This window comes from Candidatus Caldatribacterium saccharofermentans (assembly GCF_050267035.1).
In the GTDB taxonomy this organism is placed as follows: Bacteria; Atribacterota; Atribacteria; order Atribacterales; family Caldatribacteriaceae; genus Caldatribacterium; species Caldatribacterium saccharofermentans.
This window is the reverse complement of the sequence record NZ_CP187957.1, coordinates 172,561-192,546: the sequence shown is the minus strand read 5'-3', so window position 1 is coordinate 192,546 and position 19,986 is coordinate 172,561. Positions and strand designations below refer to the sequence as shown.

Annotated in this window: 22 protein-coding genes; all 22 read left to right on the top strand. The window is 56.1% G+C overall.

The annotated features are described in order from the left end of the window. Positions 1-8 precede the first annotated feature (8 nt). The 22 genes from rnc (at position 9) to groL (ending at position 19,970) form a co-directional block, all read left to right on the top strand. Complete coding sequence (gene rnc, locus ACPT9Q_RS01055) at positions 9-722, top strand: ribonuclease III (RefSeq protein WP_017872197.1); 714 nt, start codon at positions 9-11, stop codon at positions 720-722. Next, positions 713-3,838 (top strand): AAA family ATPase, encoded by a 3,126-nt coding sequence (locus tag ACPT9Q_RS01050; RefSeq protein WP_017872196.1) that lies wholly within the window; start codon positions 713-715, stop codon positions 3,836-3,838. The genes rnc and ACPT9Q_RS01050 overlap by 10 nt, the downstream gene beginning before the upstream one ends. 1 nt (position 3,839) lies before the next feature. Then, a complete protein-coding gene (gene ftsY / locus ACPT9Q_RS01045) occupies positions 3,840-4,754 on the top strand; it encodes a signal recognition particle-docking protein FtsY (RefSeq protein WP_017872195.1) in 915 nt (304 codons plus the stop codon). Positions 4,755-4,813: 59 nt separating this feature from the next. Continuing rightward, the gene (gene ffh / locus ACPT9Q_RS01040; RefSeq protein WP_427366694.1) at positions 4,814-6,160 is read left to right on the top strand and encodes a signal recognition particle protein; all 1,347 of its coding nucleotides are present in this window, start codon (positions 4,814-4,816) and stop codon (positions 6,158-6,160) included. A gap of 19 nt (positions 6,161-6,179) precedes the next feature. Further along, on the top strand, positions 6,180-6,440 hold the full coding sequence (gene rpsP / locus ACPT9Q_RS01035) for a 30S ribosomal protein S16 (protein WP_017872193.1): 261 nt from the start codon (positions 6,180-6,182) through the stop codon (positions 6,438-6,440). Further along, positions 6,437-6,667, top strand: a complete 231-nt coding sequence (locus ACPT9Q_RS01030; protein ID WP_017872192.1) for a KH domain-containing protein — start codon at positions 6,437-6,439, stop codon at positions 6,665-6,667. The genes rpsP and ACPT9Q_RS01030 overlap by 4 nt, the downstream gene beginning before the upstream one ends. 12 nt (positions 6,668-6,679) lie before the next feature. Next, a complete protein-coding gene (gene rimM / locus ACPT9Q_RS01025) occupies positions 6,680-7,198 on the top strand; it encodes a ribosome maturation factor RimM (RefSeq protein ID WP_017872191.1) in 519 nt (172 codons plus the stop codon). After that, positions 7,195-7,923, top strand: a complete 729-nt coding sequence (gene trmD, locus ACPT9Q_RS01020) for a tRNA (guanosine(37)-N1)-methyltransferase TrmD (RefSeq protein ID WP_017872190.1) — start codon at positions 7,195-7,197, stop codon at positions 7,921-7,923. The genes rimM and trmD overlap by 4 nt, the downstream gene beginning before the upstream one ends. Positions 7,924-7,962: 39 nt before the next feature. Then, positions 7,963-8,325, top strand: coding sequence for a 50S ribosomal protein L19 (gene rplS, locus ACPT9Q_RS01015; protein ID WP_017872189.1), 363 nt, complete (start codon positions 7,963-7,965; stop codon positions 8,323-8,325). 13 nt (positions 8,326-8,338) lie between these two features. Further along, complete coding sequence (gene lepB, locus ACPT9Q_RS01010) at positions 8,339-8,845, top strand: signal peptidase I (protein WP_017872188.1); 507 nt, start codon at positions 8,339-8,341, stop codon at positions 8,843-8,845. 100 nt (positions 8,846-8,945) lie between these two features. Further along, the gene (locus tag ACPT9Q_RS01005) at positions 8,946-9,464 is read left to right on the top strand and encodes a hypothetical protein (protein ID WP_017872187.1); all 519 of its coding nucleotides are present in this window, start codon (positions 8,946-8,948) and stop codon (positions 9,462-9,464) included. Next, positions 9,424-9,792, top strand: coding sequence for a YraN family protein (locus tag ACPT9Q_RS01000; protein ID WP_017872186.1), 369 nt, complete (start codon positions 9,424-9,426; stop codon positions 9,790-9,792). Before ACPT9Q_RS01005 ends, ACPT9Q_RS01000 begins: the two co-directional genes overlap by 41 nt. A 13-nt stretch (positions 9,793-9,805) precedes the next feature. After that, the gene (locus ACPT9Q_RS00995) at positions 9,806-11,335 is read left to right on the top strand and encodes a YifB family Mg chelatase-like AAA ATPase (RefSeq protein WP_427366692.1); all 1,530 of its coding nucleotides are present in this window, start codon (positions 9,806-9,808) and stop codon (positions 11,333-11,335) included. Beyond that, positions 11,332-12,417: a DNA-processing protein DprA gene (dprA, locus tag ACPT9Q_RS00990; protein ID WP_427366010.1), complete on the top strand. Its 1,086-nt coding sequence runs from the start codon at positions 11,332-11,334 to the stop codon at positions 12,415-12,417. Before ACPT9Q_RS00995 ends, dprA begins: the two co-directional genes overlap by 4 nt. 65 nt (positions 12,418-12,482) lie before the next feature. Next, positions 12,483-13,673, top strand: a complete 1,191-nt coding sequence (locus ACPT9Q_RS00985; protein WP_427366009.1) for a uroporphyrinogen decarboxylase family protein — start codon at positions 12,483-12,485, stop codon at positions 13,671-13,673. 11 nt (positions 13,674-13,684) lie between these two features. Further along, positions 13,685-13,855 (top strand): hypothetical protein, encoded by a 171-nt coding sequence (locus tag ACPT9Q_RS00980; RefSeq protein ID WP_017872182.1) that lies wholly within the window; start codon positions 13,685-13,687, stop codon positions 13,853-13,855. 13 nt (positions 13,856-13,868) lie between these two features. After that, entirely contained in the window at positions 13,869-14,678 is an 810-nt protein-coding gene (locus ACPT9Q_RS00975) for a TIM barrel protein (RefSeq protein ID WP_017872181.1), read from the top strand. Next, positions 14,675-15,550, top strand: coding sequence for a PIG-L family deacetylase (locus ACPT9Q_RS00970; RefSeq protein ID WP_017872180.1), 876 nt, complete (start codon positions 14,675-14,677; stop codon positions 15,548-15,550). Before ACPT9Q_RS00975 ends, ACPT9Q_RS00970 begins: the two co-directional genes overlap by 4 nt. Then, positions 15,547-16,551, top strand: a complete 1,005-nt coding sequence (locus tag ACPT9Q_RS00965; protein WP_427366008.1) for a Gfo/Idh/MocA family protein — start codon at positions 15,547-15,549, stop codon at positions 16,549-16,551. Before ACPT9Q_RS00970 ends, ACPT9Q_RS00965 begins: the two co-directional genes overlap by 4 nt. Then, positions 16,548-17,852, top strand: coding sequence for a sigma 54-interacting transcriptional regulator (locus ACPT9Q_RS00960; protein ID WP_017872178.1), 1,305 nt, complete (start codon positions 16,548-16,550; stop codon positions 17,850-17,852). Before ACPT9Q_RS00965 ends, ACPT9Q_RS00960 begins: the two co-directional genes overlap by 4 nt. Before the next feature lie 191 nt (positions 17,853-18,043). Beyond that, complete coding sequence (groES, locus tag ACPT9Q_RS00955) at positions 18,044-18,334, top strand: co-chaperone GroES (protein ID WP_017872177.1); 291 nt, start codon at positions 18,044-18,046, stop codon at positions 18,332-18,334. Positions 18,335-18,356: 22 nt separating this feature from the next. Then, a complete protein-coding gene (gene groL, locus ACPT9Q_RS00950) occupies positions 18,357-19,970 on the top strand; it encodes a chaperonin GroEL (RefSeq protein WP_017872176.1) in 1,614 nt (537 codons plus the stop codon). The last annotated feature ends 16 nt before the right edge of the window (positions 19,971-19,986 follow it).

The window sequence follows — 19,986 nt, the reverse complement described above, 5'->3', positions numbered from 1 at the left end:
GCTCTTCAATGCCTGCGCCAGAGAGGGACCTCTCAGAGTTAGAAAAGCGGATCCGGTATTCTTTTCGAAATCCAGAAATTCTCCGCACAGCGCTCCGGCACAAATCGGCCCTGGAGGGCAAGGCCGGGGCCTGCAACGACCGACTCGAGTGGCTGGGAGATGCGGTGATCGGTCTTTTTATCACTGACTACCTCTTCCAGAACTACGATCGGCCCCGGAGCTGGCTCTCCCTTATGAAGGCAAAATGGGCAAGTGAAGAGTGTCTGGCGTATCTGGCCCGGAAAATCGGTCTTGAGCAGTTTATCGAGCTTGGACGTGGTGAAGAACGCAGTGGGGGGCGGGAGAAAGATTCCATTCTCTCCAGCGCCTTTGAGGCTTTAGCTGGCGCAATCTTTGTGGACTCTCTCTCGTATGAGCGTACCCGGGAGGTCCTTTCAGGGATTTTCTGCGACGAGGAAGGGGTGGAATTCGCCTTTCTCTCGGTCAATTACAAGGGTTTGCTCCAGCGGTGGTGCTTGCAGTACTTTTCCTGTCTTCCGGAGTACGAGATTGTCACGACAGGAGGGAATTCTTCGTACCAGGTTGTGGTGAAAATCCAGGGTCGGGTGGTCGCGAGGGGCGAGGGAAAGAGCAAGAAACGGGCGGAGCAGGAAGCGGCCCGGCGGGCCTGGGAACGAATCATGGAGGAGAGCAGGGGTTCCAGGGATAGTCAATGTATCTGAAGGAGATCACTCTTCAGGGTTTCAAGTCTTTCGCCCACCCTGTGACGGTGGACCTTGTACCGGGGCTCAATGTTGTCGTCGGTCCCAATGGCTCTGGGAAGAGCAACCTCCTCGATGCTCTGCGGTGGGTTCTGGGAGACCGAAAGGAAGTGCGGAGTGCCGGGGGGAAAGAGGTGCTCTTTCACGGTTCATCCGTCCACCGGCCGGTGAGCATGGCCTCGGTGGAGCTCCTCTTTGTGGGGGAAGAAGTGCCCCCTTTTCGGATTGAAAAACGGTCTTTTGCCTCTGGAGACACCGAGTACTTTTTCCAGGGTACCCGGGTACGTTTTGGGGACCTTCGTCAAAAGCTGCAAACCTTGGGTCTTTCTTTGACCCGTCTTGAGGTTGGCTTTGTTACGAACCGAGATCTCCATGCCCTTGCCGACCTGAGCCCTCTGGAACGTCTGCGCTGGCTCGAGGAAGCCAGCGGAACTTGTGAAGCACGGACGCGTCTTTCCCGTCTCTCCCAGATGCTCCGGGAAACAACAGAAGAGGCAAAGCGTTTCCAAGAGCGCCTCAAGGAACTCTCCTTCCAGAAAGAGCGTGTGGCTGAATGGGCGGAGAGGGAGAGGGCGTACCTTGTGCGGGAAAGGCAGTGGCAGGGTGCTCAGAGGGTGTATCTTGAGCGGCTTCTCGCTCAGCTTGGGAAGAAGCTGGAAGCACTTGAGGCAGAGGAAGATCGCTGCGAGCGCGAGATTTGCCGTCTTTCTGCTCTGGAAGGAGTGCATGAGGTAGAAAAAGGAGAGCAACAGCTTCTCGTGATCCAGGAGGAGGTTCGTTGCCTGCGCCATGCGGTGGAAGAGAAGAGGCATCGAGTAACCGAGGGTCTTCAGGAACTCTACCGACTCCTCACCCAGATTCGGGAACGAAAGCGAGCCCTTCTTGCCCTTGAAGAGGAGGCAATGAGGTTTCTTGAAGAAAGTCGCTGTCTTGAGGAGAGGGTACAGGCTTCTGGCACAGTCTTGCCGGAGGGTACGGAGCGTTTGAGCAGGATAGAAGCGGTCATTGGGCGTTTTCTGGAAGGGGAAGAAGGCATCCTTCAGGCCCGGAGGGAAGAACAACAGTGTCTCCGGGAGGAGCTTGCTCGCTGTGAGGCCTCTCTGGAGAGGGTGGCGCAGGAGAAGAAACGCGCTGAGAAGCTCATCCAGGAGCTCGAACAGGAGCTCATTCAGCTTGAGCGTCTTCTCTCCAGTGCTGAAAAAGACGTGCTGCAGAAAAAGAACGAGAAGGAGGAATTAGCGCAGGACCAGGAAAGGATTCTCCAGACACTTGCCCGGGTTCGGGAAGGTCTTTCGCGGATTCGGAAGAGACGGAAGCAGGTCGGCCTCTGGGGGGCCGCGCTGGAGTTTTCCCAGGCCATGCAGGAGGGTCTTCTTGCTCAGGGATGGCCGCAACGGGCGGTTCATGCCATTTTTGGTTTGCTCTCAGAAATCCAGATTTTCCAGGATAGCGAGGCACTTGAGGTGGGGACATGGACAATGCGTCGAGATGCCCTCCCACCCTGGTCGTCAGCCTGGGAAGTGGTGAGGAGAGACGAAATCCTTGGACGCTTCGTGTACGGTGTGGAGTCTCCCAAGCACCTTGTGGCGTCTGATGGCAGTGCTCTGCTCCTTCGGGGAGGGTTGCTTGTGCTCCCCCGGCGACTGGCTCATCGAGGTCGTTTCCTCAAAAGCTGGGAGCGGCGGGAGCGCCTTTTTGAACGCCGCATGAAAGAGCTCGAAGGGACCCTTGTGGCAATCTCCGAGAAGAAACAGGACCTCGAAAAGCACTTGAGAGCGCTGGAGCTTCGTGTCGTCAAGTGGCGGGAGCGTTGCCTCGAGAGGAATACGCGGCGGGGAGAGCTGCAGAGGGTCCTCAATCATCTTGGGGAAGAGCGCGCGCGTCTTTTAGCGGAACGGGAGAGGATTCGGGGGAAGCTCCAGGACCTTGAGAGGAGTATGCATGCCCTTGAGGTTACCCTTACCCGGGCAAGGAAAGCCCTGGGAAAGGTCAGGGAGTGGAAGCGGCATGAGGAAGAGAAAAAACGGATACGGGAACAGCTTCTCTGGGAAGTTCACGGAATGCGCAAAAGGGGGGCCGAGCTTCTCCGGAGGTTCCGGGAAAGCGAGACGACGCTTAAGCTGTTACTGGGGGAACTCAGTAAATGTGCCGGGGTTCTTCAGGATGCTTTCCGCGCTTTGGCGGCGGCGGAGGCCCTGCTTGCTGATCGGGAGAAGATGATGCAGTCTCTGCAAGCGGATGTGGAAGCAAAGCGGCAGGAAGAGAGGATGCTTGAGCGTCAGAAAGAGCGATGGATTCGGGAGCAGGAAAGACTCCGATTTGAGAAACAGCGACTTTCCGAGGAAATTGTTCGTACAAAGACTGCCCTGGAGGCCCTGGACGATGTTGCCTGTGCTGTGCCAGAGGAGCTTGAAGCCATGAGCCTTCAGGAGCTTGGAGCTTTCCTTGAGCGGGAACGTCAGGCGCTCCTTGGCGAACGTGTCCGGCGGGGCGCCATCGAAGAGTACCAGGAGCTTGAGGACCGGGAAAGGGACTTGCAGAGGCAGGATGCTTTTTTTCAGAGTCTCCTCGGACTTGTTCGAAAAGAGCTACAGAAACTCGAGCGTGAAGTGGAGCAGACTTTTCTTTCCTTCCTCCAGAATGCCCAGGTAGCCTTTGGACGGTATTTTCAGCAGGTATTCCCCAGGGGGGAGGCTTCTCTTGTTGTTCGCGACGGCGTTCAACTTGAGGTGCAGATTCCAGGGAAGAAGAGGCAGGGGGTGGCGCTACTTTCAAGTGGAGAGCGGACCCTGGTGGCGCTGTGTTTCCTTTGTGCTTGCTTTGAGGCTGGTGGGGCGAAGATGTGCTTTTTCGACGAAATCGACGCCAATCTCGATCATACAAACAGTGTACTTCTCGCCCAGATTCTCCGGGAGTTTTCTGCATCCCGGCAGGTTGTGGTGGTAACGCACAAGGAAGAGGTCATGGAGGTCGCGGATCGGATTCTTGGGGTCACCATGAGCGAGCCTGGGGTATCCCGGGTGCTCCTTTGCGAGGGTATTGCACAGGCGCAGGAGTTTTCTCTGGAGGGAAGATAGCGTGGAGAAGGGGCTGTGGAAACGATTGCTCCAGGGGATAGGGCGTATTACGGGTGAGGTCAAGGAGCGGCTGAGGGAGCTCTGGTCCCAGAAGAGCGTCCGGCCTGAGGAGTGGGAGGAGTTGGAAGAGATGCTCATCAGTGCCGATATCGGTCCGGCGCTTGCGGTGGAAATTGTCGAAGAATTTCGCCGTTTAAAGGAACAGTCCCGGGAGGATACGAGCTGGGAGGAATGGCTATATAGGAAGCTTGTAGCCTTCTTCGAGGAGGGAGAACACCTGCTCTTTCCTCGGGCAAATCCTGAAGCTCTCAAGACCATCTTCCTTGTGGGCATCAACGGTGTGGGGAAGACCACCACCGCAGGGAAACTCGCCTACCTTGCCAGAGAAAGGGGAGAGCGGGTGGTCCTTATTGGCGCCGACACCTTCCGGGCGGCAGCGAATGAGCAACTCGAAATCTGGGCACGTCGGGCAGGATGTCGATTCTTCCGGGGGTCTCAGGGGGCTGATCCGGCAGCGGTGGTGTACGACGGCCTCCAGTCAGCGCTCAAGGAGAACGAAACTCTGGCAATCGTGGATACCGCAGGGCGTTCCCATGTCAACAAGAATCTCCTGGCAGAACTTGAGAAGGTGTCCCGGGTCATTCGCCGGTTCCTCCCTGATGAGCAAGTGGAACACCTCCTGGTCCTTGACGCCCTGGCTGGCCAGAACGCCTTCGCCCAGGTGGAGTCCATTACCCGAGTGGTGCCGCTCACAGGGGTTATTCTCACGAAGTGGGATAGCCAGGCCAAAGGGGGAATCCTCTTTCGGGTCCGGAAGGAGTTCGGCCTTCCCGTGAAGTACCTCGGAGTTGGTGAAGGTATCGAGGACCTCATTCCCTTTGAGGCCCACGAATTTGTCCGCGCGCTTGTTTCGTAACGGCTTTCCTTGACACACCCCCGGGTCACGGGTATCATCTATGTATTCTGAGGAGCGTGGTGGATCGCGTGTTCGAACAGCTCACGGAGAAGTTTGCTGGGGTTTTTAAGAAGCTCAGAGGGAAGGGCCGCCTCACGGCAGAAGAGGTCGATGAGGCCCTGCGAGACTTGCGCCTTGTGCTTCTTGAGTCTGACGTCCATTACCGGGTGGTGAAGGACCTCATTGCCCGGGTACGGGAGCGGGCGGTTGGGCGAGAGGTGCTGGAAAGTGTCACCCCTGCAGAGATGGTCATAAAGATTCTCTGGGACGAGATCCGGCAGATTCTCGGGGGTGGAGCAAAAGACCTCCACGTTCCTCCGGTGACTCCTGCGCTTTTCCTTCTCGTGGGTCTGCAGGGGTCGGGGAAGACAACAACATGCGGGAAGCTCGGGCTCTTCCTGAAGCAGCGCCACTACTTTCCCGTTCTGACCTCCACGGATACACGGCGGCCGGCAGCGCGGGAACAGTTGAGGATCCTTGCTTCTTCGGCCGGACTGGATTTCTTCGACCTTCCTTCAGCGCAGCATCCCCTTGAGGTCGTCCAGGCAGCACGACGGTATGCCCGGGAGAAAGGGAGGGACGTGGTTTTGGTGGATACTGCGGGGCGGCTCCATGTGGAGGAGGAGCTCCTCCAGGAACTCCAAAGGCTCACGCAGAGCGAAGAGTTCCACGAAATTCTCCTGGTTCTTGATGCCACAACCGGTCAGGAAGCTGTTCGGGTTGCCGAGAGGTTCCGGGAATGGGTGCACCCTACGGGCATTATCCTCACCAAGGTCGATACTGATGCTCGTGGAGGTGCGGTGCTGTCCATTGTGGCGCAGACTGGCTGGCCGGTGAAACTCATTGGGGTTGGGGAAAAGCTCAACCAGCTTGAGGTTTTCCATCCTGAGCGGATGGCCAGCCGCATCCTTGGCATGGGCGATACCCTGAGCCTCATCGAGAAGATCGAGCGAGCCATCACTGAGGAAGAGCGCAGGAAGCTGGAACAGCAGGTGACGAAGGAAGAGTTCACCCTTGAGGATTTCCTCGAGGAACTCCGTCGCCTTCGCCGGGTTGGTTCTTTTGAAGACATCGTGAACATGCTTCCCACTTCATTTCGGGGAATCTTCTCCCAGGTTGATGGAGAGAGGAACCTGAAGCGTACTGAGGCCATTATTCTCTCCATGACCAAGGAGGAGCGCCGGAATCCCGGGATTATCAATGCCTCTCGGAAACGGCGCATTGCCCAGGGAAGCGGGACAACCGTTCAGGAGGTCAACCGTCTCCTGAGAGAGTTTGAGGAGATTCGCAAGCTCTGGAAGAAAATGAAAAAAGGGCAGGTATTGCCCTTTGCCAGAAAAAAAGGATTTTTCGGTTTTGGATTCTGAAAGAAAGGAGTGTCCATTCATGGCAGTACGGATCCGTCTTGCCCGTGTTGGGAGAAGGCATGCTCCTCAGTATCGTATTGTGGCAATGGACTCTCGGGAGGCACGGAATGGGAAGCCCCTCGAGGTCCTCGGCATCTATTCGCCCCTTGCTGAGTCCCCTCTTGAGGCCGTGAAGTGGGATCGCGTCGAGTACTGGATTTCCCAGGGTGCTCAGGTTTCGGATGGGGTTCGGGCACTTTTGAAAAAAGCAAAAAAGCCCGAGGGAGCTGAAGCCCAGTGAAGGAGCTTTTGGAGTTTCTGGTTCGTTCTCTCGTCGACGAACCTGAGAAGGTGAGCGTAACCGAAGTGAAGGGTGAGAAATCAGTTGTGTACGAGGTGCGGGTGGCGCCTTCTGATACTGGAAAAATCATCGGCAAGCAGGGAAGAGTGGCCCGAGCTCTCCGCACCATCGTCAAAGCTGCTTCAGCAAAGAGGGGAACGAAAGCGGTGGTGGAGATTCTGGAATAGGGAGGGGCTTGTGTGCCTCGCCATATTGAACGGGTCTTCGTGGGGAGGATTACCGCACCCCATGGGTTGAAGGGCTGGGTTCGGGTGCTCCCGCTGACGGATTTTTCTGAGCGTTTTGTGCGGGGGGCAGTGTTTCTTGTTGGTTCTCCCCAGGGGGCCTTTGTCGAGAGAGTAGTGGAGGATGTGGCCTGGCGCGGGAATTTTCTCCTCCTCCGTTTCCGGGGAGTCACTTCGCGCCAGGAAGCGGAAATGCTCCGGAGCCTCTTTCTCGCCATCCCCAGGGAGGATGTTCCACCTCTCCCCTCTGGCCATTTCTACCACTTTGAATTGGTAGGTCTTGAGGTCTGGGAACGCGGCACACGTCGTGGCGTGGTGGATGCGGTTATCCCCATGGCACTTTACGATTACCTCCTTGTCAAAGACGCTGAAGGACGGGAGTTCTTCCTGCCCTTTGTTTCTGCCTTTGTGGTGGCTGTCCGCCCTGAGGAGGGGTTTCTTGAGGTCTCCTGCCCCGAGGGGTTCTGGGAATGAAGCTTCGCATCGACATCGTTACCCTCTTTCCCGAGGCCATCCGGCCGTACCTTGCTGCTTCCATTCTGGGAAAAGCCCAAGAGAGAGGACTGGTATTCATCAAAGTCCACAACCTGCGGAGTTTCTCTCAGGATCGTTACCGAACGGTTGACGACTACCCCTTTGGGGGAGGCCCAGGCATGGTCCTGAAACCCGAACCCCTGGTTCGGGCCGTACGCTTTATCAGCGAGTACACGCAGAGCCAGCCCCTGGTGATTGTCACAAGTCCCCAGGGAGAACTGTTCACCCAAAGCATTGCCCGGGAACTAGCGGCGAAAAACCACCTCCTCATTCTCTGCGGTCGTTACCAGGGCATTGACGAGCGGGTGATAGAGATTACCGGGGCACGGGAAATTTCCATTGGAGACTACGTCCTCTCCGGAGGAGAACTCCCTGCGCTTGTCATCGTGGAAGCGGTGGCGCGCCTTATCCCTGGAGTCTTGGGGGATGAGGAATCCCTGCGGTATGATTCCTTTTCGGAGTGGGTTTTTGGTCCACCGCAGTATACCCGACCCCGGGTATTCTGTGGCCTTGCGGTGCCCGAGGTCCTGCTTTCTGGCAATCATGCGCTTATCGAGAAGTGGCGGAAAGAGAAGGCTCTGGAAAAAGCCAGAAAAGTGCGTCCAGACCTTTTTCAGCACCCTGCGCTCCATCCTCCTTGCGAAAGGAGAAAAGGCGTGGTATAGTATTCCGAGATTTTTCTCTGGCCTGAGGAGGAGGTTTCCATGGATAGAGCAAGGATCCTGCGAGCGGTTGAAGGAAGCTTTATCAAAGACGACACAGAGGTTCCCGAAATCGCCCCTGGAGATACCGTACGCGTGCACTTCAAGGTCATCGAGGGAGACAGAGAGCGCATTCAGCCCTTTGAGGGTCTGGTCATTGCGGTACGGGGTTCTGGGGTTAACCGGACCTTCACGGTGCGAAAAGTCTCCTTTGGCGTTGGCGTGGAGCGCATCTTCCCTCTTTATTCTCCCCGGATTGAGCGCATTGAGGTTCTGCGACGCGGGAAGGTCAGACGGGCAAAGCTCTACTACCTGAGGGGGAAAAGTGCCAAAGAGTCGCGTATTGAGGAGAGACGCGAAGTCTAAAAAGAAGAACGCCTTGCGAGAACTCGTCGAAACCGTTCTCTGGGCCCTGGTCATTGCCCTTCTTGTTCGGTACTTTGTGGTGGAGGGGTATTACATCCCGAGCACTTCGATGGAGCCCACTCTGGTTCCGGGAGAACGAGTGCTTGTGGCCAAGTTCCTTTACCGGTTCACCGAGCCACAGCGAGGGGACATTGTCGTTTTCCGGTACCCGATTGATAACCGGAAAAACCTCATCAAGCGCATCGTTGGTCTTCCGGGAGAGCGGATCGAGATTACCGGGGGGAAAGTGCTCATCAACGGGGTTCCCCTTTCGGGGGAACTCTTCAACCGAACTTACTACAGTGCCGGGTACTACGGTCAGGGAGAAAAGGTTGTCCCGGAAGGACACTACTTCGTCCTGGGAGACAACAGCGAAAACAGTGACGACAGTCGTTTCTGGGGGTATGTTCCCCGAAAGAATCTCTTAGGTAGGGCTTTTCTCGTCTACTGGCCACCCCATCGTGTCCGCATCCTCCGCTGATTTCATTGAACACAGACTGTGGAGATCGGGATACCATCACGTTGGTGGTGCGGATGAAGCCGGTCGGGGGCCCCTGGCAGGGCCTCTTGTAGCGGGTTGTGTGGTTCTCTCTCCTTCTTTCCCCCTCCAGAGCGTTCCGGATTCCAAACGTATCTCCCCGACAAGGCGAAAGGCACTTTTTGAAATCATCTGTCGTGAAGCGGTGGCCATCGGTCTGAGTATTGTGAGCGAGCGGTGGATCGATCTTGTGGGTATCCAGAGGGCCAATGAGTTTGCGTTGTACGAGGCAGCGTGGCGGGCAATTGCTGCGGGGCGCTTCGAGTATCTCATTGTAGACTGGGTGCGTCTTCCCTGGTCCTTCACCCCGGTGCTTGCTCTTCCCAGAGCTGAAGAACAGAGTCTTGCTGTGGCCTGTGCCGCTTTAGTGGCCAAGGTTGTGAGGGACAGCATCATGGAGGAATGGTATGACCCACTTTTCCCAGAATACGGGTTCTCCCAGCACAAAGGCTACGGGACGGCGCTGCATTTTGAGCGCATTCGAGCGTTTGGCCTTGCTCCGTGTCACCGGAGGTCTTTCTGTGGGCAGTTTGGAGAGGCGAAAGAAAGGTACACAGGGTGAAATCCTGGCAGAGCGGTGGTTGCGAACCGTTTTCAAAGCGGAGATCCTGGAAAAGAACTTTCGTTCTCCTTTTGGGGAGATCGACCTTATCGCTCGGAAGGGAGCATGCCTGGTGTTTGTTGAGGTGAAAACCCGAGAGAGCACAAAAGCGGGATTGCCAGAGGAGGCAATTACTGAAGAGAAGCAAGAGCGCATCCGGCGAAGCGCCCTCTTCTACCTCACGCAGCGCGGGTACAATCCCGAAGATACCGCTTTTCGCTTTGACGTTATCACGGTGCATCTTGAGGGGAAGAAGCCCAGAATTTCCCACTACCCTTCAGCCTTCTAGGGAGGCGAGAATGGTGCTGGCACGGGTGCTCAGCGCAACGAGCTTTGGTATTGACGCCCGGTTTGTGGAAGTCGAGGTCGACGTCGGTGCAGGGCTTCCCTCCTTCCACATTGTGGGCTTGCCCGACACTGCTGTTCAGGAAGCCCGGGAACGGGTTCGGAGTGCTCTGAAGAATAGCGGTTTTGCCTTTCCCCCTCAGCGGGTGACTGTAAACCTCGCCCCGGCATTTCTGAAGAAAACGGGGAGCGACTTCGACCTTCCAATTGCCCTGGGGATCCTCCTTGCCACAAAGCAACTCCGTTCTCTTTTAGAGGGAACCGTTGTCCTGGGAGAGCTCTCCCTTTCTGGAGAGCTCAGGCCGGTCAACGGGGTTTTCCCCGTGGCCCACTTTCTCTCCCTCCAGGGGAAACCATACCGGATGCTCCTCCCTCTGGCTAACGCTCAAGAGAGTGCTGTGGTGGAAGGTATCGAAGTATTCGGTTTTCGTACGCTTCGTGAGGTATGCGATTTCCTTGAAGGCCAGCGAACACTCAGGCCCCTGAAGCGGTCCTGGGAAGAATACCTTGCTTCTCCGTCCTTTGACGAGGACCTTGCAGAGATCAAGGGTCAGAGACAGGGGAAGCGGGCGCTGGAAATTGCTGCCTCAGGAGGGCACCATCTCCTGTTCATCGGACCACCTGGCTCGGGTAAGACCATGCTGGCCCGAAAACTCCCCTCACTGCTTCCCCCGCTCACCATAGAGCAGGCTATTGAGGTAACGAAAATCCATAGCGTTGCCGGTTTACTCTCTGAGGACCACCCGTTTATCACTGCCCCTCCCTTCCGGGCGCCTCACCATACAGTGTCCGATGTTGCTCTGATTGGTGGGGGACAGTGGCCTCGACCGGGAGAAATCAGCCTTGCCCACCACGGTGTGCTTTTCCTCGACGAGGTCCTGGAGTTCCGTCGCAATGTCCTTGAAGCTCTTCGGGAACCCCTGGAGACTGGGAAGATTACCGTGAGCCGGGTCAACGCCACCGTGACCTACCCGGCCCGCTTCCTTCTTGTGCTGGCGTGCAACCCCTGTCCCTGCGGATACCTGGGAGATGCGGAACGCCCCTGTACCTGTTCGTACCAGCAGATTCTCCGGTACCGGAGCAAGCTCTCAGGGCCTCTCCTTGACCGGATTGACCTCCAGGTTGAGGTTCCCCGTCTTGGGGTGCACGAACTCCTCTCGGAGCGGGAAGAAGAATCCTCTGGGGCGGTGCGGGAGAGGGTGAAGCAGGCTCGGGAAATCCAGAAGGAACGGTTTCGGGGTGAGGGCATCCTGCTCAATGGCGAAATGAAGTCCCGTCACATTAAGCGGTTCTGTGAACTCTCTCAGGAAGCAAAGCGTTTTCTCGAAGCCTCTCTGAAAAGCCTTTCCCTCAGCGCTCGAGCGTATCACCGGATTCTCAAGGTTGCCCGCACCATTGCCGACCTTGAGGGGAAAGCCCGCATTGAGGTTTCCCATATCGCCGAGGCTATTCAGTATCGTTTCCTGGATCGGCAGAGCAGGCTATGAGTGACGATCTCCCCTTTTGGGTGGCTTTCAGCCACGTTCGAGGTATCGGTCCGGTGCGTTTTCGGAAACTCCTGAGCACTTTCGGGAGTGCCGCTGCTTCATGGGAAGCACCCTTTGAGGCCCTCCGGGAGGTGGTGGGAGAGCGCCTTGCCCGGTGTATTGTTGCTGCTCGCAAGATGCTTTCGCCCCACGAGCTTTATACCGCCACTGTCCGGGAAGGTATTGCCGTGATTCCCTGGGATAGCCCTGCATATCCCGCTCTTTTACGGAGCCTTTCCAATCCTCCTTTCCTCCTCTACGTCGAGGGAGAGTTCTCTTTCAGCGTGCATGAGAAGTACATCGCCATTGTGGGCACGCGTCGCCCCACGCCCTATGGAGTGAAAGCCGCCCGCTTTTTCGCCCGGGAACTGGCAAAAGCGGGATGGATTGTGGTGAGCGGTCTTGCCGTGGGCATTGATGGAGAGGCGCAGAGGGCCGTTGTGGAGGAGGAATGCCCCACCATTGCGGTTTTGGGGAGCGGTCTTCGTCGAATTTACCCTGCAGTACATCTCCCTCTTGCCCGGGAGATTGTTCGTCGAGGAGGAGCACTGGTGAGCGAGTACCCACCGGGTTTTGGGCCCCGTCCGGAGTATTTTCCGCTCCGGAATAGGATTATCAGCGGCCTGAGCTGCGGAGTTCTCGTCGTTGAGGCTCCGAGAAAAAGCGGTGCGCTCATCACCGTAGACTTTGCTCTGGAAATGGGGCGGGAGGTTTTTGCTGTTCCCGGTCCCATCTTTTCCCCTCAGAGTGAGGGGACCAACGCCCTGATTGCCCAGGGGGCAAAACCGGTACAGCGGGTTGAGGATATCCTGGAAGCTTTCGGGTTCTCGGCCCCGGCACCTCTGGAGCTCGCCGAGGTGGGCGAGTGCCTTTCCGAGAAAGAAGCGTTGCTCTTCTCATACATCGACCACGTGGGGGTTTTCAAGGAAGAACTTCTGGAGCGCACCGGCTGGGAAGAGGGGGAGTTTTTCCAGGTGCTTCTGACACTGGAGATGAAAGGACTTGTCCAGGAAGTCCCCGGGGGAAAGGTGGTACGGGTGTAGATGAATGCCTGGGGGAACTTTCTGGTATACTACCTTCAGAAAAACACTCAAGGAGGGAGAAAAAAGTGACCCAGGAGGAACGCTACCAGGCTTGTCTGAAGCGGTACACCACTGCCCTCCGGAATGGCAAGCCCGATATGGTTCCCATCCGTCCTTTTGTCGCCGAATTTGTGGCAAAGTATGCCAGGGTGAGCATCCAAGCAGCGACCCACGACTACCGGGTGGCCTTCGAAGCCTGTCTCCGTTGCGCTGAGGATTTCGACTGGGATGCAGTTGTGCCGAACATGATTTACGTCTGGACTGGCCTTGTGCAGGCTGTAGGGCTCAAATACTATGGGATTCCGGGGCTTGACCTTCCAGAGAACGTGGCGTTTCAGTACAAGGAACCCCCTGAAGAGCGCGCCTTCATGCGTCCTGACGAATATGACCTCCTTATTGCCAACCCCACCGATTACCTCCTCAACGTCTGGCTCCCCAGGGTTTCACACTTCGTCCGACCTTCTGGTGAGGGTGTCACCCGGGAACATAACCTTGCCCTCCTTAAGGGAGGCATGGCGATGGTGGAGTACTTCAACGCTCTGGGAGGTCTGGTTCAGGAGCTCCGCACTCGCTGCGGAACGGTAGCTGCAATCAGCGGAATGCTGAAAGCCCCCCTGGATATTCTTGCCGACAAACTCCGAGGGTACTATGGCCTGGTGAGCGACCTCCACGCACGGCCGGAAAAGGTCCTGGCTGCCTGTGAGGCTCTCATGCCCCACCTTTTCCGCATTGCCCTTGATGGTGCGGATCCTACAAAGAACGTCCCCATTGCCTTTTGGATGCACCGGGGGTGTGTCCCTTTCATCAACCCTGAGCATTTCCGCAAAATTTACTGGCCTACAGTGAAGCCGATGGTTGAAGAACTCTGGAAAAGGGGACACCAGGTGCTGTTTTACGCTGAAGGCAACTGGGATTACCACTTAGAGGCTTTCCGGGAGCTTCCTCCGGGGAGCATCGTGTACCATGTGGATAAGGGGGATATTTTCAGAGTTCACCGTGTTCTGGGGGATAGGTTTTGTCTCAGCGGTGGGCTTCCCAACGACCTCCTTGCTCTGGGAACGCCAGAGGAGGTCCGGGCATACTGCAAGAAGCTCATCGATGGGGTGGCCCGGGATGGGGGGTACATCATGGACGCAGGGGCGATTATTCAGGACGATGCCAGGATTGAGAATGTCCGGGCCATGACCGAGTTTACCCGTGAATACGGGCAGTATTAGGAGGGAGACCCATGCAGAAGGACTTCCTTGCTCTTGGGCATCCTGGCGTATGCATGACCTGGGAGGAGGCAAAGGCGTACTTTCCGGTGGTTCAGGGAGACGAAGGTCTCGTTCGGGAAATCTGGGAGAAGATTGAGTACTGGCCCTGGCTCTTTATCTGGCACATCCTGCTCTCTTTCTGAGGTTGTGCATCCAATGTTTCGGCGGCTTGCCGTCTCAACGAACACATACCACGGGTTTTCTCTCGAGGAGGCCCTTGAGGGTATTGCGCGGGCGGGATTCCAGTACGTTGAGCTCTCCTGTGTGCCTGACTGGACGTTCCACTTCCGGTGTGACCAGGCGAAAGAAGAGGATTTCAGAAAGCTCCGGCAAAAGCTTGCCCATTCTGGGCTTTCTGTCCTCAGCCTCAGTGCCCATTCCAACCTGGCTACGGAAGAAGGATGTGCGTATCTTGTCTCTGCTCTCCGGTGTGCCCGGGAGCTTGGGGCGAGGGTGGTCAATACCGGAACGGTGGATCGGGAGGAGGATAAGGCCCTCCTGAGAAAGCACTTGGAGTGGCTCTCCCGGGAGGCTGAACGGTGTGGCGTATTTCTGGCGCTTGAGGTTCATGGAGATGTCTTTTCCTCCGGGAGGAGACTCCGGGAGCTCCTTGAAGAGATGCGGCTTCCCTATGTGGGCATCAACTACGATACGGGCAATGTCCTTTTTTACGGAAACGCCCGCCCTGAGGAGGACCTTCGGATCTGTCTCCCCTGGGTTGTCCACATGCACCTGAAGGACAAGCGGGGCGGGTACAAGGTATGGGATTTCCCACCTCTGGGAGATGGGACGGTGGACTTTCCATCCATTTTCCGGGTTCTGTGGGAAGGTCAAAAAGACATTCCCCTGAGCGTGGAAATCGAATTCGATGGACGCTTCGAACATCCCCGTTCCTTCGTGGATGTGGCAGTTCAGCGGTCCTTTCAGTATCTTCAGAGAATTCTTGAAGAGGGGGGATACCGGTGAAACGGGAAGAATTCGTGGTCTTTGACCTCCGGAGGCGCCAGAAGAGTTCCTCTTTGAACCTCCTTTTTCCCGGATGGCAGGAGGGGGACGAGCGGGTGGTGATTTTCTCACCCCACGACGATGACGCGCTCCTTGGGGCAGGGTACCTCCTCCAGGCGGTCCCTCTCTTTGGGGGGGAGGTGTATGTCGTGGTGTTCTGCAACGGCTCGGGGGGATACAGCGTCATCGAGCACAAAAACGTTATCACTGCCTTGCGAGCCCGGGAAACCACTCGAGCCTATGAAAAGGTGGGCATCCTCCCGGAACGCATTTACCGTCTGGAGTACGATGACTACAGTGTCTGGCCTTTCATTGGGTGGAAGCTCACGGGTGGAGAGGAGGGGACGGTAAAGAAGGTTATTCCTCTCCTTCGCCGTCTCCGGGCCACCCGGGTTGTCCTTCCCAACGGGCACAGGGAGCACCTTGACCACACTGCAGTTTTCATGGTTGGTGCCTTTGATACGCCCCAGGTGGGCGATCCGGTTATGGCCGACTGGGGAGAGAGTGCTGCGGTGCGGTCAGTCCTCCAGTATGCGGTGTGGAGCGATTTTGCCTTCGACGATGCCCTCTGTGCAGGGGATGACCTCGGTATTCGGGCAAACCGGGCGCTTCTTGCTCCGTCTTGGGCAGAGGAACGCATCCAGGAAGCAATGCGGGAATTCAAGACGCAGGCCAAGATTGTGGAGGGATTGCTCGCGGCAAGGAAAGAGCGGGAATTCCGGGATGGGTTTTTTCTTGAGGTGTACCTTGCCTTTGACCCCCGCCCAAAATGCGTATATGAGAAGTACCTCAGGAGAGTTGAAGAAATCGAGAGAGGAGGTGGCGCACAGTGAAGCGTGTGGCGATTCTGGGAGCAGGATTCATTGCCTCGGTGCACATGGAAGCGTGGCGGAAAATTGAGGGGGCAGAAGTGTGTGCCTTTTTTGAGGTTCGTCCTGAAAAAGCCCGGGAGTTCCAGGAGAAGTACCACCTTCCTCACTACGATTCGTTCCGTACGTTGCTTGAGAGAGAAGTGGTCGACATTGTGGATATTTGTCTTCCTACCTTCCTCCATCGGGAGTACACGGAGATGGCTGCCAATGCGGGGAAGCACGTTTTCTGTGAAAAGCCCATCGCCTTGACGGTTGAAGATGCGCTCGCCATGAAGGACATCTGCACGAGGAATGGAGTCTACCTTATGGTGGGACATGTCCTCCGTTTCTGGGGTGAGTACGTGAAGGCAAAGGAGCTCCTTGAGGGAGGTGCCTGCGGGAAGGTCCTTTTTGTGGAGGCCTTTCGTCTTGCGGTGACACCCGTCTGGTCGGTGGGGGGATGGATTCTCGATCCCCGCCTAAGCGGTGGAGCGTCTCTCGACCTCCACATCCATGACCTCGACTACGTGAACTGGCTCCTGGGACAGCCAAAAGAGGTGTTCGCCCGGGGTCTTCGCTCGGAAAAAGGATCTCTTGACCACATCACAACGCAGATTCAGTATGACAGCGGGGCTCTGGCTACAGTCCAGGGAGGATGGATGATGCAGGGAGATTTCCCCTTCACTTGTGGGTTCCGGATTCTTGGAGACGAAGGGGTTCTGGAGTGGTCGTTCCGTGCCGGGGTGAACATTGAAGAGCGCGAGCAGGTTAGTCCTCTTGTGCTGTACCGAAAAGGGGAGAAGAAACAGGAGATTGTTGTACAGAGCGAGGACCCCTATCTTGCAGAGCTTCGGTATTTCTTGGGGTGTGTGGAAAAAGATACACCTCCAGCTCGAGGAACTGCTGAGGAGGCCACCCTTGCCCTTCGGGTTGCGCTGAGCGCTCAGCGTTCTGCAGAGGAGGGAAGCCCGCTGACTTTATGAAGCTACCCCGGAAGGTACTGCTCATCGAAGACGACGCTCTCCTTCGGGAACGATGGGAGAATCTCCTGCGCGACGAAGGATATTACGTTATTGCGGTCTGGAACCGGAGCCTGGCACTCAACTGTCTGGAAAAAGAAGAGATTGACATCATGCTCGTTGAAGAGGAGGTCCTGAGTGAGAATAGCTTCGAGCTTCTGGCCTTCGCCCGGCAGAGGTTTCCGGATATGGTGGTCGTTGTCACTGGGAGGGAAGAAAACCCGTCCCGGGTTCGGGAGCTTTTAGCAAAAGGGGTATACGAGTACCTTTCTCCTCCTTTTACTCCTTCGCGCATACTTTCGGTCATCCGGCGGGCTGATGACCACCTGACGCTCCTTGAGGAGAACAAGGATCTGCGACGGAAGTTCACCCATCGGTTTTCCTTTGCTGGAATCACCGGGGTTTCGGAGAAGATGCAGCGGATTTTCAACCTTATTCTCCAAGTGTCCCAGGTAAAGCGCCCAGTACTCCTTGTGGGCGAGCAGGGAACCGGGAAGGAGATGGTAGCCCGGGCAATTCATCGCTATGCCTTCGGAGAAGAGAAACCCTTTGTGAGAGTACTCTGTGGGGCAACGCTTCAGGGGCTTTTCCAGGGGGATATCCCGCGCGTTGAGGAAGGGACCCTGTACTTTGAGGATATTCACCTCCTTGCCCTACCTTTTCAGGCAGAGCTTTTAGAGTTCCTTGAGGAACACCGTTTTGGGGGAAGGGGAGGGAATGTCCGCATCATCGCCTCCTCAGAGATTCCCCTTGAGGAGAAGGTGGCCCAGGGAGCCTTCCGGAATGACCTCTACTACTTCCTGAGCGTCATCAAAATCGAAATTCCCCCTCTTCGGGAACGGAAGGAAGACATTCCCTTCCTCGTGGACCAGTTCCTCCGGGACATTGCTGAGGAAACCGGGCGAGGGCCGGTCCGTATCGACCGAGAGGCGCTGAAAATCCTCATCGAGTACGATTGGCCGGGAAACGTGGTAGAGCTGAAGAACACCCTGGAAGGGATGGTCATTCTCTCTCAGAGCGATGTTCTCACCCCTGAAGATATTCCCGAGCACATTCGGAGGGGGAATCTCCTCCGTGAGGGGGTCATTGGTGTTCGTCTTGGAACACCTCTCAAAGAAGTGGAAAAGCTCCTCATCCGGGAGACCCTTAAGGCCCATCGTTTTAACAAGACCAGAACTGCCCAGGCACTCGGCATCAGCCTCCGGACGCTCTACCGGAAAATTGCAGAGTACCATCTCGATGAGGAAACCCCCCAGAAGATTTGAAAAAGTTTTTGACTTTTTGGCAAGGTTTTCAAAGGGATTTTGTCATATTTGCAAAGACAGGAGAGACATCCTGGTCAAATTGGCAAAAAACTGACCTTGACTGATATTGTCCTCCCCTTGCAATTCTTCGAAAACGGAGTACAATAGAGGTCGCGCGTTAGAAAAACATCCAAAGGAAAGGGGTGAGCACCATGAAGATTAAACCACTTGGAGATCGGGTTCTGGTCAAGCGGGTTGAAGAGGAAGAAGTGCGCAAAGGGGGTATCATCCTTCCTGACACGGCAAAGGAGAAACCACAGCAAGGTCGGGTGATTGCAGTAGGAACCGGGAAAGTGGACGAGAACGGTAATCGCAGACCCCTTGAAGTGAAAGAGGGTGATCGGGTACTCTTTGGAAAATATGCCGGGACCGAGGTGAAAATTGACGAAGAAGAATACCTCATCATGCGTGAGGACGATATCTTGGGAATCATTGAGGAATGAGAGAGAAAGGGGGTAGGCGGTTATGGCCAAGCAGATTCTCTTCCAGGAAGAAGCACGACAGGCAATCCTGCGTGGTGTCAAAACCCTTGCCGATGCAGTGAAGGTGACCCTTGGTCCGAAAGGCCGAAACGTGGTTATAGAGAAGAAGTTCGGGTCTCCCACCATCACCAAAGACGGGGTCACGGTGGCAAAGGAGATTGAGCTCAAGGACCCCAATGAGAATGTGGGAGCCCAGCTCGTCAAGGAAGTGGCTTCGAAGACGAGTGATGTTGCTGGAGACGGAACCACTACGGCCACGGTTCTTGCTGAAGCAATCTTCCGCGAAGGTTTACGGAATGTCGCCGCAGGTTCCAATCCCATGCTTCTCAAGCGTGGTATTGACAAGGCTGTAGATGCAGTGGTGAAAAAGCTCAAGAGTATGGCCAGGGAAGTCAGCGACCGCAAGGAAATCGCCCAGGTTGCTTCTATTGCGGCAAACAACGACATGTCCATCGGTGAAATCATCGCCGATGCCATGGAGAAGGTCGGGAAAGACGGCGTCATCACCGTTGAAGAAGCCAAGGGCCTTGAGACCACCCTTGAGGTCGTTGAAGGGTTGCAGTTTGACCGTGGGTACCTCTCGCCGTACTTCATCACCGATCCTGAGCGGATGGAGTGTGTACTGGAGAACCCGTACATCCTCATCTATGAAAAGAAGATCTCTTCGGTTCGCGATCTTCTGCCACTCCTTGAAAAAGTCGTGCAGAGAGGCAGACCGCTTCTCATCATCGCCGAGGACGTTGAAGGAGAAGCGCTGGCAACCCTTGTCGTCAACAAACTCAAGGGCGTGTTGAGCTGTGCCGCAGTAAAGGCGCCTGGCTTTGGTGATCGCCGGAAGGCCATGCTCGAGGACATCGCCATTGTCACCGGAGGCCGGTTCATCTCCGAGGACCTGGGTATTAAACTTGAGAACGTCACCATTGAGGACCTTGGCCAGGCCAGGAAGGTCGTCATCGACAAGGAGAATACCACCATTGTGGAGGGTGCCGGAAAGCGTGAAAACATCGTTGCCCGTATGAACCAGATTAAGAAGCAGATTGAGGAGACTACTTCGGACTACGATCGGGAGAAACTCCAGGAGCGTCTTGCTAAGATTGCCGGTGGCGTGGCGGTCATCCGGGTTGGTGCGGCAACCGAAGCTGAGATGAAGGAGAAGAAGGCTCGCGTTGAAGATGCTCTCCACGCTACCCGGGCAGCGGTGGAAGAGGGTATTGTCCCGGGTGGTGGTGTGGCACTGATTCGGTGCATCCCGGCCATTGATGAGCTCCAGCTTGATGGCGACGAGCGTATTGGTGCACTGATTGTGAAAAAAGCCCTTGAGGAACCCGCCAAACTCATTGCCGAAAATGCCGGTGAAGAAGGTTCGGTCATTGTGGAGAGGATCAAAGCGGCCGACAATCCCAACATGGGCTTCAACGCCCTTACTGGTGAATTCGTGGACATGTTCGCCGCAGGAATCATCGACCCTGTGAAGGTTGTCCGTACCGCGCTCCAGAACGCGGCAAGCGTCGCCTCCGTCATGCTCACCACCGAGTCCATTATCACCGAAATTCCCGAAAAGAAAGAGTCCAGTGTACCGCCTGCACCAGAGTACTGAGGAGTATAATAGAAAA

What these genes read in the sequence shown, in the direction of transcription:
- rplS (WP_017872189.1), top strand. Translation starts at nt 7,963, where the DNA reads ATGGATAGAGCAAGGATCCTGCGAGCGGTTGAAGGAAGCTTTATCAAA.
- dprA (WP_427366010.1), top strand. Translation starts at nt 11,332, where the DNA reads ATGAGTGACGATCTCCCCTTTTGGGTGGCTTTCAGCCACGTTCGAGGT.
- groES (WP_017872177.1), top strand. Translation starts at nt 18,044, where the DNA reads ATGAAGATTAAACCACTTGGAGATCGGGTTCTGGTCAAGCGGGTTGAA.
- ACPT9Q_RS00980 (WP_017872182.1), top strand. Translation starts at nt 13,685, where the DNA reads ATGCAGAAGGACTTCCTTGCTCTTGGGCATCCTGGCGTATGCATGACC.
- groL (WP_017872176.1), top strand. Translation starts at nt 18,357, where the DNA reads ATGGCCAAGCAGATTCTCTTCCAGGAAGAAGCACGACAGGCAATCCTG.
- ACPT9Q_RS00975 (WP_017872181.1), top strand. Translation starts at nt 13,869, where the DNA reads ATGTTTCGGCGGCTTGCCGTCTCAACGAACACATACCACGGGTTTTCT.
- rpsP (WP_017872193.1), top strand. Translation starts at nt 6,180, where the DNA reads ATGGCAGTACGGATCCGTCTTGCCCGTGTTGGGAGAAGGCATGCTCCT.
- trmD (WP_017872190.1), top strand. Translation starts at nt 7,195, where the DNA reads ATGAAGCTTCGCATCGACATCGTTACCCTCTTTCCCGAGGCCATCCGG.
- ACPT9Q_RS00960 (WP_017872178.1), top strand. Translation starts at nt 16,548, where the DNA reads ATGAAGCTACCCCGGAAGGTACTGCTCATCGAAGACGACGCTCTCCTT.
- rnc (WP_017872197.1), top strand. Translation starts at nt 9, where the DNA reads ATGCCTGCGCCAGAGAGGGACCTCTCAGAGTTAGAAAAGCGGATCCGG.
- ACPT9Q_RS01050 (WP_017872196.1), top strand. Translation starts at nt 713, where the DNA reads ATGTATCTGAAGGAGATCACTCTTCAGGGTTTCAAGTCTTTCGCCCAC.